At 66.3% G+C, this 18,415-nt stretch carries 17 protein-coding genes and 1 other RNA gene; 4 read left to right on the plus strand and 14 right to left on the minus strand.

The genetic code is table 11. The annotated features are described in order from the left end of the window. Window positions 1-8 precede the first annotated feature (8 nt). The 14 genes from murC to rsmI all read right to left on the minus strand — a co-directional run bounded on the left by murC (window position 9) and on the right by rsmI (window position 14,830). Window positions 9-1,451 carry a UDP-N-acetylmuramate--L-alanine ligase gene (gene murC / locus ACLD02_RS12805; RefSeq protein ID WP_203105212.1) on the minus strand — a complete coding sequence of 481 codons (1,443 nt, stop codon included), beginning with the start codon at window positions 1,449-1,451 and terminating at the stop codon, window positions 9-11. Next, window positions 1,441-2,508, minus strand: coding sequence for an undecaprenyldiphospho-muramoylpentapeptide beta-N-acetylglucosaminyltransferase (gene murG, locus ACLD02_RS12810; RefSeq protein ID WP_203105213.1), 1,068 nt, complete (start codon window positions 2,506-2,508; stop codon window positions 1,441-1,443). The genes murC and murG overlap by 11 nt, the downstream gene beginning before the upstream one ends. Continuing rightward, window positions 2,505-3,644, minus strand: a complete 1,140-nt coding sequence (gene ftsW / locus ACLD02_RS12815; protein ID WP_203105382.1) for a putative lipid II flippase FtsW — start codon at window positions 3,642-3,644, stop codon at window positions 2,505-2,507. Before ftsW ends, murG begins: the two co-directional genes overlap by 4 nt. 7 nt (window positions 3,645-3,651) lie before the next feature. Continuing rightward, a complete protein-coding gene (murD, locus tag ACLD02_RS12820; RefSeq protein WP_410298866.1) occupies window positions 3,652-4,977 on the minus strand; it encodes a UDP-N-acetylmuramoyl-L-alanine--D-glutamate ligase in 1,326 nt (441 codons plus the stop codon). Between the two features lie 17 nt (window positions 4,978-4,994). Beyond that, window positions 4,995-6,077, minus strand: coding sequence for a phospho-N-acetylmuramoyl-pentapeptide-transferase (gene mraY, locus ACLD02_RS12825; protein WP_203105215.1), 1,083 nt, complete (start codon window positions 6,075-6,077; stop codon window positions 4,995-4,997). Beyond that, window positions 6,077-7,411 (minus strand): UDP-N-acetylmuramoyl-tripeptide--D-alanyl-D-alanine ligase, encoded by a 1,335-nt coding sequence (gene murF, locus ACLD02_RS12830; RefSeq protein WP_203105216.1) that lies wholly within the window; start codon window positions 7,409-7,411, stop codon window positions 6,077-6,079. Before murF ends, mraY begins: the two co-directional genes overlap by 1 nt. Continuing rightward, the gene (locus ACLD02_RS12835; protein ID WP_410298867.1) at window positions 7,408-8,889 is read right to left on the minus strand and encodes a UDP-N-acetylmuramoyl-L-alanyl-D-glutamate--2,6-diaminopimelate ligase; all 1,482 of its coding nucleotides are present in this window, start codon (window positions 8,887-8,889) and stop codon (window positions 7,408-7,410) included. Before ACLD02_RS12835 ends, murF begins: the two co-directional genes overlap by 4 nt. Further along, window positions 8,886-10,619 (minus strand): peptidoglycan D,D-transpeptidase FtsI family protein, encoded by a 1,734-nt coding sequence (locus tag ACLD02_RS12840; RefSeq protein ID WP_410298868.1) that lies wholly within the window; start codon window positions 10,617-10,619, stop codon window positions 8,886-8,888. The genes ACLD02_RS12835 and ACLD02_RS12840 overlap by 4 nt, the downstream gene beginning before the upstream one ends. After that, window positions 10,616-10,882: a cell division protein FtsL gene (gene ftsL, locus ACLD02_RS12845; RefSeq protein WP_203105219.1), complete on the minus strand. Its 267-nt coding sequence runs from the start codon at window positions 10,880-10,882 to the stop codon at window positions 10,616-10,618. Before ftsL ends, ACLD02_RS12840 begins: the two co-directional genes overlap by 4 nt. Further along, window positions 10,879-11,817, minus strand: coding sequence for a 16S rRNA (cytosine(1402)-N(4))-methyltransferase RsmH (gene rsmH, locus ACLD02_RS12850; RefSeq protein ID WP_203105220.1), 939 nt, complete (start codon window positions 11,815-11,817; stop codon window positions 10,879-10,881). The genes ftsL and rsmH overlap by 4 nt, the downstream gene beginning before the upstream one ends. Window positions 11,818-11,835: 18 nt before the next feature. Then, window positions 11,836-12,279 (minus strand): division/cell wall cluster transcriptional repressor MraZ, encoded by a 444-nt coding sequence (gene mraZ / locus ACLD02_RS12855; protein ID WP_203105221.1) that lies wholly within the window; start codon window positions 12,277-12,279, stop codon window positions 11,836-11,838. Between the two features lie 321 nt (window positions 12,280-12,600). After that, a complete protein-coding gene (locus ACLD02_RS12860) occupies window positions 12,601-13,404 on the minus strand; it encodes an MBL fold metallo-hydrolase (protein ID WP_410298869.1) in 804 nt (267 codons plus the stop codon). 126 nt (window positions 13,405-13,530) lie between these two features. Continuing rightward, an RNA gene (gene rnpB, locus ACLD02_RS12865) (RNase P RNA component class A) lies at window positions 13,531-13,891 on the minus strand. Window positions 13,892-14,005: 114 nt separating this feature from the next. Beyond that, complete coding sequence (rsmI, locus tag ACLD02_RS12870) at window positions 14,006-14,830, minus strand: 16S rRNA (cytidine(1402)-2'-O)-methyltransferase (protein WP_203105223.1); 825 nt, start codon at window positions 14,828-14,830, stop codon at window positions 14,006-14,008. Window positions 14,831-14,979: 149 nt separating this feature from the next. Between rsmI and ACLD02_RS12875 the strand changes: the two genes are divergently transcribed. The 4 genes from ACLD02_RS12875 to ACLD02_RS12890 all read left to right on the plus strand — a co-directional run bounded on the left by ACLD02_RS12875 (window position 14,980) and on the right by ACLD02_RS12890 (window position 18,408). Further along, window positions 14,980-16,818 carry a penicillin-binding protein activator gene (locus tag ACLD02_RS12875; RefSeq protein ID WP_410298870.1) on the plus strand — a complete coding sequence of 613 codons (1,839 nt, stop codon included), beginning with the start codon at window positions 14,980-14,982 and terminating at the stop codon, window positions 16,816-16,818. A gap of 62 nt (window positions 16,819-16,880) precedes the next feature. Then, a complete protein-coding gene (locus ACLD02_RS12880) occupies window positions 16,881-17,252 on the plus strand; it encodes a YraN family protein (protein ID WP_203105225.1) in 372 nt (123 codons plus the stop codon). Continuing rightward, window positions 17,252-17,839 carry a phosphoheptose isomerase gene (locus ACLD02_RS12885; RefSeq protein ID WP_203105226.1) on the plus strand — a complete coding sequence of 196 codons (588 nt, stop codon included), beginning with the start codon at window positions 17,252-17,254 and terminating at the stop codon, window positions 17,837-17,839. Before ACLD02_RS12880 ends, ACLD02_RS12885 begins: the two co-directional genes overlap by 1 nt. Beyond that, the gene (locus tag ACLD02_RS12890) at window positions 17,839-18,408 is read left to right on the plus strand and encodes a BON domain-containing protein (protein WP_203105227.1); all 570 of its coding nucleotides are present in this window, start codon (window positions 17,839-17,841) and stop codon (window positions 18,406-18,408) included. Before ACLD02_RS12885 ends, ACLD02_RS12890 begins: the two co-directional genes overlap by 1 nt. Window positions 18,409-18,415 lie beyond the last annotated feature (7 nt).

Raw genomic sequence — 18,415 nt, forward strand, 5'->3', positions numbered from 1 at the left:
CCAGGCGATTAACCACGGTCCGGTTCTCCTTTCACTTGCCCTTTCACCTGTTCCGCCAGTTCCCGGGCGATGGCACCCACGTTGCCGGCGCCCTGGGTCACCAGCAGATCACCGTCGCGAAGAATGGTATCCAGCAAACCCGGCAGCTTGGCGGGATCGTCCACATACACCGGCTCGACCCGGGCCCGCTGGCGCAGGCTGCGCATCAGCGCGCGGCTGTCGGCACCGGGGATCGGCGCTTCGCCGGCCCCATAGACCTCCAGCATCAGCAATTGATCCACATCCCCGAGCACATCGACGAAATCCTCGTAGAGATCCCGGGTACGGGTGTAACGGTGCGGTTGGAACAGCATCACCAACCGCCGCTCTGGCCAGCCCTCGCGGATCGCGGCGATGGTCGCCGCCACCTCGCGGGGATGATGACCGTAGTCGTCCACCAGGGTGGCGCTGCCGCCGTCGGCGCAGGGGTATTCACCAAGCACGTCGAAGCGCCGGCCGACACCACCAAAGCCACTCAGCCCGCGCACGATGGCATCGTCGTCGGCGCCTTCGTCGGCGGCCACGGCGATTGCCGCCAGGGCATTGAGCACGTTGTGGCGACCGGGCATGTTGAGGGTGATCTGCAACGGTTCGCCCTCGGTACGCACTACCCGGAAGGTGGTGCTCATGCCGTCCTGGGTGAGGTTCTCGGCGCGCAGGTCGGCATCGTCGCTAAAACCGTATCGAATCACCTGGCGATTGACCCGGGGCAGCAACTTACGCACCACCGGATCGTCCACGCACATCACCGCCACGCCATAGAAAGGCAGGTTGTGGAGGAACTCGATGAAGGTGTTTTCCAACTGCGCGAAATCACCGCCATAGGTATGCATGTGGTCGGCGTCGATGTTGGTAACGATGGCGCTCATCGGCTGCAGATGCAGGAAACTGGCATCGGATTCATCCGCCTCGGCCACCAGGTAACGGCTCTGCCCCAGGCGCGCATTGGCACCGGCGCTGTTGAGGCGACCGCCAATCACGAAGGTCGGGTCCAGCCCGGCTTCCGCCAGAATCGACGCCACCATGGAGGTGGTGGTGGTCTTGCCATGGGTTCCGGCCACGGCGATGCCATGACGGAAGCGCATCAGCTCGGCGAGCATTTCCGCCCGCGGCACCACCGGCACCCGGCGCTCGTGGGCGGCGGCCACTTCCACGTTGTCGGTATTCACCGCCGTGGAGGTCACCACCACGTCGGCATCCTCGATGTTCTCCGCGCGATGACCAATATCCACCCGCACGCCCAGTTCGCGCAGGCGAGCCACCACCGGTGATTCCTTGATATCACTGCCACTTACCGCATAGCCCTGGTTGGCCAGCACCTCGGCGATGCCGCACATGCCGGCGCCGCCGATACCCACGAAGTGGATACCACGGATGCGGCGCATCTCCGGCACGGTATGTTTAATCGCCATGGGCCACCTCCTCACACAGTTTCGCCACCCGCGCGGCGCTGTCCGGCACCGCCAGTTGGCGGGCGCGGCGCGCGATCTGCGCCAGGGCGTCCCGTTCCGTCATGCCGGCCAGGCTGCGCGCCAGGGCACCGGCGTTCATGTCGCGCTGGGCCATCATCAAGGCCGCGCCGCGATCCACCAGCCAGCGCGCATTCAGCGTCTGGTGGTCATCCACCGCGGTCGGCAAGGGCACGAACAGGGCCGCCACTCCGGCGGCGGCCACCTCCGCCACGGTCAGGGCACCGGCCCGGCATACCACCAGATCCGCCCAGGCGTAGGCCTCGGCCATGTCGTCGATGAATTCGCTGACCCGTGCATTCAGTCCCAGCGCCTTGTACACCGGCGCCGCCTCTTCCTCGCGACCGGCGCCGCACTGGTGGCGCACTTCCAGATGGCTGCCCAACGCCGCCATCAGCAACTCCGGCAGATCCTGGTTGAGCGCCAGCGCGCCCTGACTGCCACCCAGCACCAGCACCCTCAGAGGGCCCCGGCGCTGTTCGTAGCGTTCGTCAGGCGACGGCAGACCAGCGATTTCCGCGCGCACCGGGTTGCCCACCCAGACGCCACCCACCAAGGCACCCTCGAAGCCCTCCAGGGCCTCCTGGGCAAAGCGCGCCAGCATGCGGTTGGTGAGGCCGGGCACGGCGTTCTGTTCGTGGATCACCAGGGGCACGCCGGCAAGCCGCGCGGCCAGGCCGCCCGGGGCGCTGACGAAACCGCCAAAGCCCACCGCCAGCACCGGCTTCACCCGACGAATCAGGCGCCGTGCCTGCCACAGCGCACGCAACAGCTGCAGTGGGCCGAGCACCTTGCGCTTGAGCCCGCCGCCACGCAGCCGTCCCACCCCCAGGGTGGCCACTTCGAAACCGTGCTTGGGCACCAGCCGGGTCTCCATGCCGCCTTCAGCGCCCAGCCAGAGAATGCGGTAACCGGCATCGGCCAGTTCGCGGGCCACCGCCAGCGCGGGGAACACGTGGCCGCCGGTGCCGCCGGCCATGATCAGAACCGTCCCGGTCATGATTTCGCCCTCCCCCTGGCCTTGAGGCGGGTTTGCTCGGCGCCGGCGCGCAGCACCAGCCCGATCATGGCCGCCGAGATCAGCAGGGATGAGCCGCCGTAGCTGACGAACGGCAGGGTCAGCCCCTTGGTGGGCAGCACCCCCATGTTCACGCCCACGTTGATGAAAGCCTGAGCGCAGAACACCAACGCGCAGCCGTACACCAGATAGGCGTGATACAGGAAACCCCGCTCCTCCAGGCCACGGCCGATCAGAAACACCCGCCAGCCCAATACCGCGAAGCCGCCCAGCATGGCCAGCACGCCGATCAGGCCCCATTCCTCGGCCAGCACCGCGAATACGAAGTCGGTATGCGCTTCGGGCAGGTAGAAAAGTTTCTGCACACTGTTGCCCAGCCCCACGCCCAGGAAATGGCCGCGACCGAAGGCGATCAGGCTCTGGGTGAGCTGGTAGCCAGCGCCGTACTGGTCGGCCCAGGGGTCGGTGAAACTCATCAACCGCGCCACCCGGTAAGGTTCGGCCAGGGCCACCACCGCCGCCAAGGACACGGCCACCAGACCAATCAGCAGGAATCGCAGGGTCGGCACGCCGGCCAGGAACAACATGCCCATGGCGGTAATGCCCAACACCACCACGGCACCGAAGTCCGGTTGCAACAGCAACATGAAGGTCAGCACGCCAAGCACGCCGAGCGGAATCAGAAACGCCTTCCAGTTTTTCTCCAGAGCGGCCTTGTGCTGAGCGATATAGCCGGCCAGGTAGAGCACGAAGCACAGCTTGACCACTTCCGAGGCCTGGATGGTGAGCCCCGGCAGGGCGATCCAGCGGGTGGAGCCGTTCACTTCCCGACCCAGGCCGGGCACGAACACCAGCACCAGGGCCACCATCGCCACCGGCAGAGTGACGAAGCGCATTTTTTCCAACAGCGCCAACGGCACGCAGCAGTACACGAACAGGCCCACGCCGACGCTGGCCAGCAGATAAAGACCATGGCGCACGCCATAGTAGAAAGGGTTACCCAGGCGCGTCTCGGCGATCTGCAACGACGCCGAGGTGACGATCACCAGGCCGGCCAGTGACAGCAGCGCCACCGTCCACAGCAGGGGGCGGTCCAGGCCGGGCTGACGCAGAGACATCAGGGGGTTAGCCACCGGTCACCTCCCTGGCCAGGTCGGCGAAGTGATCGCCACGAGCCACGTAGCCGCTGTACAGATCGAAGGAGGCGCAGGCCGGCGACAGCAGCACCGCATCACCGGGCTGGGCCAGCTTGCGGGCCCGCTCCACGGCGGCGACCATGTCCGCCACCCGCTCGCAGGGCACCCCGGACAGGCCGTCGGCGACCTTATCCGCGTCCTGGCCAAGCAGCAGCGCGGCACGCAGGTACTGGCGAGCCGGCTCGCCCAGGGGCGAGAAATCCTGCCCCTTGCCCTGACCGCCGGCGATCAGGATCACCTTGCCCGGAACCGCCTCGCCAATGCCGGTGAGCGCGGCCAGCGTGGCACCCACATTGGTGGCCTTGGAATCGTTGATCCAGCGCACCTCACCGGCCTCCGCCACCTGCTGACAGCGGTGCGGCAGGCCCTGGAACGATTTCACCGTGGCCAGCGTCAGGTCGCGGGGGAAACCCAGCGCATCGCTCATCGCCAGCACCGCCAGCACGTTCATGGCGTTGTGGTGGCCGGTAAGCGCCAGTTCGTTCAGGCGCACCAGTACCTCGCCCTGGCGGGTCAGCGCCTGCTGCTCGGTGTCCAGACGGTAATGCGCCTCGGGGTGACTGCCAAAGGTCACCTCCCGGGGCGCCGGGTTCTGCGGCCGGGTGGCCAGGTCATCACGGTTCCACACCGCCACCTGGCAGCCGTCGTAAATACGTTGCTTGGCGGCCAGGTAATCGCCAAACCCGGCGTAGCGGTCCAGGTGGTCCTGGGACACATTGAGAATGCTGGCCACCTGGGCGTTGAGGCTGTAGGTGGTCTCAAGCTGGAAGCTGGACAGTTCCAACACGAACAACCCCGCCTCCTCGCGTAGCAGGTCCAGGGCCGGCACACCCAGATTGCCTCCCACGCCCGGGCGCGCGTCGCAGGCCCGCGCCACTTCGCCCAGCAGCGTAACCACGGTGCTCTTGGCGTTGGAACCGGTGATCGCCACCAGCGGTCGACTGGCGGCGCGGGCGAACAGTTCGATGTCGCCGATCACTTCCTTGCCCTCGGCGGCCTGCTCGGCGATGGCCGGCGTGGAGACCGCCACGCCGGGGCTGACGATCAGCCGCCGGGCCCGCTTCATCCAGCCGTTCTTGAAACCTCCGGTGTGGATTTTGAGCTTGGGATATTCGGCGCGCAGTTCATCCAGCCCGGCGGTAGCTTCCCGGGTGTCCAGGGCGCGCACGGGCATGCCCTGATCCGTCAGATAACGGATCACGGAGCGCCCGGTTACCCCGAGACCAATGACCAGATCGAACGCGTCTTTCGTCATACGTTTACTCAAAACCCCTAGCGGATTTTCAGGGTCGCGAGACCCACCAGTACCAGCATCACGGTGATGATCCAGAACCGGACGATAATCTTCGGCTCCGGCCAGCCCTTCAGTTCAAAGTGATGGTGAATCGGAGCCATGCGGAAGATGCGACGGCCGGTGAGCTTGAACGAGGCCACCTGCAACATCACCGACACGGTCTCCATCACGAACACGCCACCCATGATGAACAGCACGATTTCCTGACGGACGATCACCGCCATCACACCGAGCACCGCGCCCAGCGCCAGCGCGCCCACATCGCCCATGAACACCTGGGCCGGATAGGCGTTGAACCAGAGGAAACCCAGCCCGGCGCCGCACAGGCCGGCAACGATCACCACCAGCTCACCGGCGCCGGCGATGTAGGGAATCTGCAGATAGGTAGCGAACTCCGCGTGACCGCTGGCATAGGCGAAAATGCCCAGCGCCGCCGCCACCAGCACGGTGGGCATGATCGCCAGACCATCCAGGCCGTCGGTGAGATTGACCGCGTTGGAGGCGCCGGTGATCACGAAATAGGTGAGCACCACGTAGAACACGCCCATGTTGATGGCCACGGTCTTGAAGAACGGCACGATCAACTGCGTTTCCGCCGGGCTCTGGGCGGTGAAATACAGCGCCAGCCCGGCGCCCAGGGCACCCACGGATTGCCAGAAATATTTCCAGCGCGCCGGCAGGCCGCGCGGGTTCTTCTCCACTACCTTGCGCCAGTCGTCCACCCAGCCCACGGCGCCAAACACCACCAGCACCGCCAGGGTGATCCACACGAAACGGTTCTCCAGGTCCGCCCACAGCAGGGTGGCGATGGCGATGGACACCAGGATCAGACCACCGCCCATGGTCGGCGTGCCGGCCTTGCTCAGGTGGCTTTTCGGGCCGTCGTCGCGGATCGCCTGACCGACCTGCTTTTCCTGGAGTTTGCGAATCATCACCGGACCGATCCAGAACGCCAGAAACAGCGCCGTCAGCACCGCCAGAATGGCGCGCAGAGTGATGTACTGGAACACCAGAAAGCCGTTATAGAAATCGGCCAGTTGCTCCGCCAGCCAAAGCAGCATCAGTGCTTCTCCCCCTCGTTGGTAAGCCGTTGCACCACCTGCTCCATGCGGGCAAAGCGCGACCCCTTGACCAGTACGGTGCCGCCGACGGCCAGGATTCCCCCGGCTTCACGGGCGGCGTGGTCATGATTGTCCACCGGCCGGGCGCCGTCCCCGAATGCCTCGGCGGCGGCTTCCGCCCCGGGCAGGGTAATCAGCGTCTCGATACCGGCCTGTTTGGCGTCCTCGCCCAATTCACCGATCAGCACCTCGGCGTCCGGCCCCAACTCACCCATGGCGCCCAGCACCAGCGCGCGCGGCGCCGGTCGGCCCGCCAGCCAGGCGATGGCGGCGCGCACCGAACCCGGGTTGGCGTTGTAAGTATCGTCCACCACAGTGCCGCCGGCGCAGGGGATCACGTTCATGCGCCCGGGCACCGGCTTCAGTTCGTTCAGGCGCGGCGCCGCCTCGGCCAGATCCACGCCCAGGGCCCGCACCGCCGCCAGTGCCAACAGGGCGTTACCGACCTGATGGGCACCCACCAGCGGCAGGCGTACGCGCACGCCCAGGGGCTGCAGCAAGAAGTCGGCGCCGGCGTCATCCAGACAGACGAACTCGGCGCGCAGATCACCGTCGGTGCCGCCCACGCGGCACAGGGTCAAACCCTGTTCCCGAGCCCGCTCGGCGAAGAAGTCCGCGTAGCTGTCGTCATTGTTGATGATGGCGGTGGCGCCTTCCGCGCAGCCGGTGAAGATTTCCGCCTTGGCGCGGGCGATGCCATCCATGCTGCCGAAGCCTTCCAGATGCGCGCCGGTGACATTGGTGACCAGCACCACGTCCGGCTTCACCAGCGATACCGTCCAGGCGATTTCGCCAGGGGCGTTGGCGCCCAGCTCGATCACCGCGCGGCGGTGGCTTTCATTGAGCCCCAGCAGGGTCAACGGCACGCCGATGTCATTGTTCAGGTTGCCCCGAGTGGCCAGGGTGCCCTCGCCCAGCAGAGTGGCGATCATCTCCTTGACGGTGGTCTTGCCGGCGTTGCCGGTCACCGCCACGCGCGGAATCGGGAAACGGGTGGCGTAGCCGGCGGCCAGCCGGCCCAGGGCCTGACGGGTATCGGCCACGCGCACCTGGCTGTCGAACACCTCCTGATCCCGTTCCACCAGGGCGGCCCGGGCGCCGGCATCACGGGCACTGGCGAGGAAATCGTGGCCATCGAAGCGCTCGCCGCGCAGCGCCACGAACAGGCTGCCCTCGCCCAGGGAGCGGGTGTCCGTGCTCACCGAGGTGATGGCGTGATCCACGCCGCGCAGTTCGCCGCCGGTCCAGTCACGAATCTCGGACAAACGCATCATGCCGCACCCCCTTGGCCGGTCCAGGCCGCCAGGGCCTCGCGGGCCAGAAGGCGATCGTCCAGGGGCAACCGCTCACCGTGAATTTCCTGATAATCCTCATGGCCCTTGCCAGCCAACAGCACCACGTCACCGGGACCGGCCGCTGCCACGGCCTGGTTCACCGCCGTCCGGCGGTCCAGCTCCACGATCAGCGCCGCCGCGTTGGTGGCGCCTTCCAGCATGGCGTCGACAATCGCTTGCGGGTTCTCGCCACGGGGGTTGTCGCTGGTCAGGATCACCTGGTCGGCGCCGGCTTCGGCGACGGCGGCCATCAACGGGCGTTTGCCGGTGTCCCGATCGCCGCCGCAGCCGACCACGCAGTGCAGCCGACCGGGGAAATGCTCGCGCACCGCCGCCAACGCTTTTTCCAGACCATCCGGAGTGTGCGCGTAATCGACGATCACGGTGGGTTTGCCTGGCTCCCGCACCGGCTGCATGCGGCCCGGCACCGGGGTAATGGCGTTGAGCGCCGTGGTCAGACGCTCCGGTTCCACGCCCAAACCATGCAGCACCCCGGCCACGGCCATCAGGTTGCTGCGGTTGAACGCGCCGAACAGCGGCACCGACACGTTGATCGCTTCACCGCCCACGGTGAGCCGCAGGTCCACGCCCGCTTCATGGGGCTGGCTGGCCACGCAGCGCACCGTGGCGCCGGCCTGGGCGCCAAAAATGATGCAGCGCACGCCGTCGTTTAGCCGGCTGAGCAGCACCGGCGCCGACGGGTCATCGCCATTGATCACCGCCTCGCGCAGATCCGGGCGGGTGAACAAGGCCACCTTGGCCAGCAGGTAACTGTCCATGTCACCGTGGTAATCCAGATGGTCGCGGCTCAGATTGCTGAACACCGCCGCCCATACCGGAGTGTCGCCCAGGCGGTGCTGATCCAGAGCGTGGGAAGAGACCTCCATGGCCACGATATCGGCGCCGGCATCGCACAGCTCGCGCAGGCCGCGCTGCAGGGTGATCGGGTCCGGCGTGGTGTGGCCGGTGGCGATCTCCTCGCCCTTGAGGCCCAGGCCCAGGGTCCCCATCAGGCCGCAGTGATAACCCAGGGCGTCCAGGGCATCGCGCAGGAACCAGGTGATGCTGGTCTTGCCATTGGTGCCGGTGACACCGATCACTTTCAGCTGCCGCCCGGGCTGGCCGTAAAAACGGGCGGCCAGATCGCCTACCTGGCGTCGCAGATCCGGCACCACGATACGCGCCACCGGCTCCTGGCCATGCACCGCGAAGGTGTCACCCTCCTCCACCACGATGGCGGCGCCGGCGCGGATCGCGGCGTCGATGAAGCGGCGGCCATCGACCTGGTGGCCGGGCACCGCCAGGAACAGATCGCCGCGCTCCACGGCGCGGCTGTCGAGACGCAAGGCAGGCACGCTCCGTGCCTGCAGGGCCGCCGGCAGCGGCTGATCGGGAAGCAGGTCGCGCAGCGTGATCATGAGCGCCCCTCCCCGTCCAGATCGCCGGCGATCAGACCGTCGGTCTTGTCCGGCGGCACATGCAGGGTGCGCAGCACGCCACCAACGATGGAGGAAAACACCGGCGCCGCCACCAGGCCACCGTAATAGGCGTCGCCGCGCGGATCATCGATCACCACAACGGCGGCGATACGCGGATTGGACGCCGGGGCGATGCCGGCGAACAGGCCGATGTAACGGTCGTCGGCGTAACCGTGGCTGGTGACCTTGTGCACGGTGCCGGTCTTGCCGGCCACCTGGTAGCCGGGAATGCGCGCGCGCCGGGCGGTGCCTTCCAGGCTGACCACGGTTTCCAGCATGCGCACCAGGGAATCGGCGGTTTCCGGCGCGATCACCTGCTCGCCTTGCGGCGGCGTGTCCACCTTGCGCAGGGACAGCGGCACCTTGCGACCGTGGTTGGCGATGATGGCGTAGGCCTGGGCCAGCTGCAGCGCGGACACGCTCACGCCGTAGCCATAGGACAGCGCGGCCCGTTCCACGTCCCGCCAGCGGGTGCGCAGCGGCAGCATGCCGTTGCTCTCGCCGGGGAAGGAGATGCCGGTGGGCTGGCCGAAACCGAACCGCTCCAGATAACCGGGCAGCACCAGCGGCTCCATGGCCAGGGCCAGTTTGCTGGTGCCCACGTTGGAGCTCTTGGTGAGCACGGTGGTGACATCGATGACGCCGTAATCGCGGTGGTCACGAATGGTCTTGGAACCCACGCGCAGATAGCCCGGATGCGTGTTGATCACCGTGGTCGGGGTCACCAGGTTCTGTTCCATGGCGGCGGCCACGGTGAACGGCTTCATGGTGGACCCAGGCTCGAACAGATCGGTGACCGCCCGGTTGCGCAGGCTGGCGGTATCCAGGTTGCCCCGGTTATTGGGGTTGTAGGCGGGCTGGTTGACCATCGCCAGGATCTCGCCGGTCTTCACGTCCAGCACCACGGCGGAACCGCCCTTGGCCTTGAAGCGGCGGGTGGCGGCGAGCAGTTCCTTATAGGCCTGGTATTGCAGGCGCAGATCCAGGCTCAGGGTGACGTCCTTGCCCGGCGCCGCCGGCTCGATTACCTCGATGTCCTGAATCACCCGACCGAGCAGGTCACGGACAACCTTCTTACGGCCGGGCTGGCCGGACAAACGATCCTCGAACGCCAGCTCCACGCCTTCCTGGCCGCGCTCGTCGATGTCGGTGAAACCGACCACATGGCTGGTGACCTCACCGGCCGGATAATAACGGCGGTACTCGGTGAGCTTGTGGATGCCGGGCACGCTCTTGTCGAGCACGGTGGCCGCCTGCTCCGGGGCCAGCCCACGAGCCAGGTAGATGAATTCCTTGTTTTGATGACGCTCGATACGCTTGGCGAAACGGGCCCGGTCGATGATCGGGTTATTGCCCAGCCGGCTCCATTGCTCCGGGTGTTCCAGGGCTTCGCTGGGGTTGGCCCACAGGGTAGTGACCGGGGTGCTGACGGCCAGGGGGCGGCCTTCACGGTCACGGATCACGCCACGATGGGCGGCCACCGGCTCCACACGCAGGTTGCGAATCTGGCCCTGATGAGCGAGAAACTCCTGCTCCACGACCTGCAACTGCACCGCGCGCCCCACCAGAACGGCACCGCATACCGCCCAGAAACCCAGCACGAAGCGCCAGCGCAGGGTCCGGTTGGTTTGCCGTTTGGCCGGTTGTGAGGTTCGACGCGCCCCTTTCATGGCCGTATCAACACTCGCTCGTCGTTTTGCGGTAACTTCATACCCAGCTCCTCGCGAGCCAGGCGCTCCACCCGGGCGTAGCTGCCCCAGGTACTGTGTTCCAGCAGCAGCTGGCCCCAACGGGTTTCCAGTTGTGCCTGTTCTCGCTGCAGTTGCTGGGCGCGGTCGGTGAGCCGGCGCGCCTCGTGCACGCTATAGGCCACGCCCAGGGCGGTCAGCACCACCAGGGCAACCAGCAGCGGCGCCAGCCAGCGCGCGCTCACGCTACTTTCTCCGCCACGCGCAGCACCGCGCTGCGGCTGCGCGCGTTGACGCGCACTTCCGCCTCGCCAGCACGGCGGGCCTTGCCCAGCGGTCGCAGCCGCTCGGGCGGCTCGTCCATCATCGGCAGGCCGCCCCGGCCCTTGGGGGCCAGGCCGGAGTGATCGCGAATGAAACGCTTCACCAGCCGGTCTTCCAGGGAATGGAAGCTGATAATGGCGAGACGCCCGCCGATGGCGAGCGTCTCGAGAGCCTGATCCAACACGTTGCGTAACGCATCCAGCTCACCGTTGATGTGGATGCGTAACGCCTGAAAGCTGCGCGTGGCCGGATGCTTGCCCGGCTCGCCACGCCCTACCACCGACTCGATCAGCTCCGCCAGTTGGGCGGTGCCGCGAATCGGTGTCTGCTCACGCCGCTCCCGGATCACCCGGGCAATGCGGCGTGACTTGCGTTCCTCGCCGTACTGATACAGCACGTCGGCAATTTGCTTTTCCTCGGCGCGGGCCAGCCAGTCGGCCACGCTTTCGCCATGCTCCGGGTCCATGCGCATGTCCAACGGACCGTCACGCAGGAAACTGAAACCACGGCTGGCGTCGTCCAGCTGCGGCGAGGACACGCCCAGGTCCAGCAACAGGCCATCGATGGCGCGCCCCTCGGCCGCCACCAGCTCCGGCAAACAGTCGAAACGGGCCCGGTGAATATGGAAACGCGGGTCCTCGGCGGCCAGGGCCTCGCCGGCGGCCACCGCCTGCGGGTCCCGATCCACGCCCACCAGCCGGGCGGCGGCACCGAGACGGCCCAGCAGCGCGCGACTGTGACCGCCGCGCCCGAAGGTGCCGTCCACGTAAAAGCCATCCGCGCGGGTGGACCACATTTCCAGTACCTCCTCCAGCATCACCGGCTGGTGTTCGTACTGCTTGTTGTCGTTGCTCATACCCGCCGCCCTATGACCCTAGAAGGACAGGGCCTGCACGCTTTCGGGCATGGCTTCCTGATCCAGGCTCTGTTGTTCCAGTTCGTTCCAGGTGTCCTCGGCCCAGATCTCGAAACGGTGCATCAAGCCCACCAGCATGGCGCGCTTCTCCAGGCCAACCACGTCACGCAACTCCGGTGGCACCAGCAGCCGGCCGCTGCCGTCCATTTCCATTTCCGCGGCCTGACCCAGAAACCGCCGCTTAAGAGCGCGGACCTGGGCATGGGCGTCGCTCTGGCTCGCCACCTGGCGGGCGATATCGCGCCACTCCGGGGCGGGATACATCACCAGACAGGCGTCGTAGGGGTGTTGGGTAAGCACAAGGCGACCGCCGCAAGCGCTATTCAGCGACTCACGGTAGCGGGTCGGCACGGTCAGCCGACCCTTGGCATCCAGATTGAGCGCCGTACGCCCGTTGAACACTGGCCTTCCCCTCTCTCGGGTCTGTGCGGGTTCACCCCACTTCGAGCCACCGGATGAATGTTTTTCTCCACTTCATCCCACTTTTCACCACATTGCGACACTCTAGGTCCACCCTATTCGGCAAGTCAAGCACGACGACAATGGCGAATGTAAAAGAAACTCTTTGCAAATCAGTTTGTTAGCTGAGTCACAAAGAGGCTGGGGAAGGTGTGGGGGAGGCTGTTATGTGCGGAATCAGGGCACTGACGGGCGTTTCCGAGAAAATACTTTAAGTATTAGACTTTTTTATTATAAGAAAGGCTTATTTTTGCTTACAGCGTTCTATTCCGGGTAAGTACTGACTCGCGGGGGAAGCCGGTATTGACGGGGCTCCATCAAATCCGGACCACATTCGAGCTGCTCAAGCCAGTCCAGGAAGCTCGCCACGGTATCGGGGCGGTCAAAGTAACCACCGTGCTGAGGTACGATCATCGCCGGCTTCAGTTCCCGGATCATATGCACCCACAACCGGCAGGCCCGGTTGCCCGCCATATAGCGGCGATGAAAGCCGGCCATGGCGGACACATGGTCGTCGAACTTCTCCACCGCAGCTTCCTCGCCATCCAGGGAGGCACCGATATCGCCGGAAAACAAAATCCGGCTGATCGGATCGAAAAAGCTGAAATTCCCCACCGAATGCAGGAAATGGGCAGGCAGGGCCCACAGCTCGGTGTCCCCGAAGGGCAGCCGGGCGCCTTCGTCGGGTAACGCCAGGATGCGCGACTGCCACTGCTCCCCCACCCGACTGGTGACGAAGGTGGACGCCAGATGAGGCAGGAACCGGGACCACAGCCGGGAAACCGCCACCTTGCAGTTGGAATGCAGCATCCAGCGCGGCAGCGAGGCGATGATATCCGGGTCCTGGTGGGAGGCGAGGATGTAATCCAGACCCTGGAGATTGAGATGCCGGCTCAACTCGATGGTGAGCGGCGTGAAGGTAAGGTCGCCGCCCGGATCAATCAGGGCGCCGTGGGAACCATGACGGATGGCGAACTGATTGGCCTGAATGCCCTCGCCCTTCACCAGATCGGCGTAACGCACCACCCGGTGGTCGTCGCTTTCGAACAGAATATCCGCTTTGGCCATGATTCCCCCGTCTGTCTCCGGCAGGAGCATAGCCAGCGGCGGCGTCAGGTGGACTGATCAAGGTCAAGAGAGTGACCTTTAGACAAGAGACGGGGTAAAAGCCGCGAGCCGGCTCGCGGCGGAATTTGGGTGGACCGGTCGATAAGCCGGGTTCTGTCGTGGGCAGCCATTCATCTGGGACCCGCGTCGCCGCGGGCCTCTAGCGACCTACCCGGATCCAGCGCGGGCCACGCCATGGGATCCCTATTTGGTCTTGCTCCGGGTGGGGTTTACCCTGCCACCACTGTTGCCAGCGGCGCGGTGCGCTCTTACCGCACCTTTTCACCCTTACCCGTTCGCGAACGAACGGGCGGTCTGTTTTCTGCGGCACTGTCCGTGACCACGCCGTCGCCAGCGCGGCCCCCAGGCGTTACCTGGCACCCTGCCCTGTGGAGCCCGGACTTTCCTCCAGTGACGAAACGCCACCAGCGGCTGCCTGACCGGTCCGGCGTGGATCATAGCAGACAAAACAGGGCAATGCTGCACGCCTGATCGCGACTGAAGTCGCTCCTACGGTGGAGGCGTAGGAGCGACTTCAGTCGCGACGGATACCTCGGCGGCCCTACAGCGTTTCCAGATAAGCGTAGAGCTCTTGGCGCTTGAGGCCGGTGTGGGCGGCCAGAACGCGGGCCGCCCGGGACAACGGCAGTTCATCCAGCAGAGCCCGGGCCAGGGCCCGGTCACGCTCGCCCAGCACCTCGCCGCGGGCCGCCGGCGACAATACCAGCACCAGCTCGCCGCGCTGCTGATCCTTGTCGCCGCGTACCCACTCCAGGATCTCCACCACCGGCGCGCGGCGCACGGTTTCGAAGCGTTTGGTCAGTTCCCGGCAAAGGGTCAGCTCGCGGTCCGCGCCGACCTTGGGGGCCAGCGCCTCCAGCAGCGACAGAACCCGGTGCGGCGCCTCGTAGATCAGGGTGGTGGCGTCGCTGCCCGCGAGCCGCTCCAGGGCCCGCTCCCGGGCCGCGCCCTTGGCGGGCAGAAAGCCTTCGAACAGAAATCGGTCGCTGGGCTGGCCGGCCACCGCCAGGGCCGCCAGCAACGCCGAGGCGCCGGGCACCGGTACCACCGGCACGCCGGCGTCCTGGCAGGCCCGTACCAGACGGAAACCCGGATCGCTCACCAGCGGCGTGCCGGCGTCGCTGATCAACGCGCCGCTGTCGCCCTCGCGCAGACGGTTCACCAGCTCCGGGGTGCGCTGGGCTTCGTTGTGATCGTGGTAACTGATCAGGCGCGTGGCCACGCCCACGTGGTCAAGCAGATTCTGGCTGTGCCGGGTGTCCTCCGCGGCGACCCAGTCCACCTCGCCGAGCACGGTCAACGCGCGCCGGGTGATGTCGTCAAGATTGCCGATCGGCGTGCTGACCACGTAGAGGGAACCGCTCATGCCCGTTGTATCCCGAAGTAGTGTTAAAGAGTTGTCCGGGAGTGAGAAGGACGCCCCGAAACAGCACCCCCGGCGTGGTGCAAGCGGTGCGAACAGGCCCTACAATAGCGGCTTCTTTCCCGCAGTAGCAAAGGGGTTGCCCCAAAGTCATGGAATTCCAACCGGCCCGCCTGGCCGCGATGGCGCTGATCGCGTTGCTCGCCGCCTGCCAAGTACCCACTCCCAAGGACACCTCGGGCCCCCACCGGGGAGCGCCGCTCCGCGAAGCCCCGGCCGAACTGGCGGATGCCAACGCCCAACTGGCGACGCTGGCGGAACCGGTGCGCACCGAGAGAGCGCTGCAATGGGCCCGTTACTATCTGGTCAACCAGCGCGCCGAGGACGCCGCCGATCTGCTCGACCGGGTGGCCGACAGCGCCCAGTCCCAGGACCAGCGTTATCGCTGGCTGTGGCTGCGCGCGCAGTGCTGGCTGACGTTGCAGCAACCGGGCCAGGCCCTCGAACTGCTGGACGGTGCCCGGGGCACCATCGACGGGCTCGACGCCCAGCGCCGCGCGCGCCTGGAATTGCTGCACGCCGATGCCCTGGCCCTGGACGGCCGGCTGATGGACAGCGTGAGCGAGCGGGTGGCGGTGGATGCACTGCTCGATCAGGACGACCAGCGCTACAGTCGCAAGCTCACCTGGGAAGCGCTCATGAGCCTGCCCATGGATACCCTGGAAAAGCGTTCCGAGGAAGCGTCCGGGGATTTGCGCGGTTGGCTGGAGCTGGCATTGCTGTACCGCGACCCGCAGGCGGATATCGACAACCAGGTGCAGCGCCTGGATGCCTGGCGTAACCAATGGCCCAACCACCCGGCCGCCCACCAGCTCCCGGGGATGGTGGGCGCGATGCAGAAAGCCGCCCGCCAGCGCCCGCAACGGGTGGCCGTGCTGCTGCCGGAAAGCGGCAATCTGGCGCCGGCGGCGGACGCCATCCGTGATGGCATGATGACCGGCTATTACAGCGCCGAGCAGGCTGGCAACCCGACCCCCGACCTGCGCTTCTACGATGTCAGCAACGCCGATGTGAGCGCCGTGTTCCAGCGCGCCGTGGCCGATGGCGCCCAGCTCGTGGTGGGCCCGCTGGCCAAGGAGCAGGTCGCCGAGCTGGCCGCCCGGGGCGCGCCGCCGGTCACCGTGCTGGCATTGAACTATCTGGACCAGGGCAGCCGTAACGCGCCGCTGTTCCAGTTCGGTCTGGCGCCGGAGGACGAGGCCCGCCAGGTGGCGCGCCAGGCGTGGCGCGAGGGCCACCGGCGGGTGGGCGTGCTGTTTCCGGAAAGCGATTGGGGTCGCCGTATCAGTGGCGCCTTCATGGACGCCTGGCGGGAACGTGGTGGCGAAGTCAGCCTGGAAAGCGCCTTCGGCGATGACAACATGGGCGAAACGGTGAAGAACCTGATGGCGGCGGCCCGAGACCTGCAAGGCGGACCGCGCACCGATCGCTATGGCCGCAAGACCGAGTACCAGCCACGCCTTGGCGAGGACATGAGCTTCCTGTTCCTGGTGGCCAGCCCCAACCAGGGCCGCCAGATCAAGCCGCTGCTGAATTTCCACTACGGGCGCCGGCTACCGGTCTACACCACGTCCTACATTTATGACGGGACGCCGTCGCCGCGCCGCGACCAGGACCTGAACGGCGTGCGCTTCGTGGACATGCCCTGGATTCTCTACCAGGATACCCGCCTGCACCGGCTGGCGGACGAAACCTGGCCGGACGGCCACGGCCGCTATAACCGCTTGTTCGCCATGGGCGTGGACGCCTACCGCCTGCAGGCAAGGCTGTCCATGCTGCGCAGCCTGAGCGGCGGCGAGCTGCCCGGGGTCACCGGCAACCTGCACCTGGAAGGCGCGCGCCTGGTACGCGACTCCAACTGGGCGGTGTTCCGCCATGGCGAGCCGGAACCGCTGCCGAGCATCAGCGGCCGCCCGGTCGGGCAGGACTAGCATCGCCGGCGGCACCCGGGACCGGTGCCGCCATCACCACGACAACGAGGAAGGGATGCCTCATGCATTGGCGTAAACAACGCGGCCACCGGGCCGAGCAATGGGCGCTGCGCTGGCTGCGCGGCCAGGGACTGACGCCGGTGGCGGCCAACTACCAGTGCCGCCTGGGGGAAGTGGATCTGATCATGGAGCACGGCGAGACGCTGGTGTTCGTGGAGGTACGCTGGCGGGCCGGGGGCAGCCATGGTGGCGCCCTGGCCTCGGTGGATAGCCGCAAGCAGCGCCGTCTGATCCTGGCGGCCCGTCATTACCTGGGCCACCATCCCCACCAGGCGCGCCGGCCCTGCCGCTTCGATGTGTTGGGCCTGGAACCGGATGATGGCGGCATGGTCCGCTATCATTGGGTACAGAACGCATTTTATGGAGATCGATAATGAGTGTGGACCGCATCAGACAGTTGTTCGCCGAAAGTCTGGAGACCAAGGCCAAGGCCGGCGAGGTACTGCCCGAGGTGATCGCCGCCGCCGGCCAGGTGATGGTTGAGTGTCTGCTCAATGGCGGCAAGATTCTCACCTGCGGCAACGGCGGTTCCGCCGGCGATGCCCAGCATTTTTCCTCCGAGCTGCTCAACCGCTTCGAGATGGAACGCCCGGCCCTGCCCGCCGTGGCGCTGACCACGGATTCCTCCACGCTCACCTCGATCGCCAACGATTACAGCTACAACGAAATCTTCTCCAAGCAGGTGCGCGCCCTGGGTAACACCGGTGACGTACTGTTGGCGATCTCCACCAGCGGCAATTCCGCCAACGTGATCCAGGCGATCCAGGCCGCCCATGACCGAGAAATGAAGGTCGTGGCCATGACCGGCAAGGAGGGGGGCGAGATGGTGAACCTTTACGGCCCCGGCGATATCGAAATCCGGGTACCCGCCAGCTCCACCGCCCGCATTCAGGAGGTGCACCTGCTGGTGATTCACGCCCTGTGCGATTTTATCGACCAACAGTTGTTCGGAGGACCCTGATGCGTGCTCTCGGGTTAATGGCCCTGCTCGCCACCCTGATGCTGTCCGGCTGCGCGAGCCTGACCAAGAACATGTCCCAGGAGCCAGTGGACCGCGACCACGGCTCGCGTACCTTCGGCGCCTTCGTCGAGGACGGCAACATCGAGCGCAAGATCAAGATCAACCTGGCACGCGCCAGCGCCGAACTGGACGAGAGCCATATCGTGGTGGTCAGCTTCAATGGCAATGTGCTGCTGGCCGGGGAAGTGGCCAGCGACGCGCTGCGCGCCCAGGCCGGCAACATCGCCGACCGGGTCCGCCATGTACGCCACGTGCACAATGAGCTGAAGGTGTCCGGCAAGACCTCCACCCTGGCGCGCACCAACGACTCCTGGCTCACCACCAAGGTAAAAAGCCGGCTGCTGGTGAACAGCGACGCCCCGGGCATGCGCACCAAGGTGGTGACGGTGAATGGCGTGGTTTATCTGCTCGGGCTGCTCAGCCACGATGAGGCCAACGCGGTGGTGGAGCAGGTCAAACAGGTGGGCGGCGTACAGAAGATCGTCAAGATCATCGAATACATCGACTGATCGCGGC

This window comes from Alloalcanivorax sp. C16-2, from assembly GCF_046507615.1.
In the GTDB taxonomy this organism is placed as follows: domain Bacteria; phylum Pseudomonadota; class Gammaproteobacteria; order Pseudomonadales; family Alcanivoracaceae; genus Alloalcanivorax; species Alloalcanivorax marinus_A.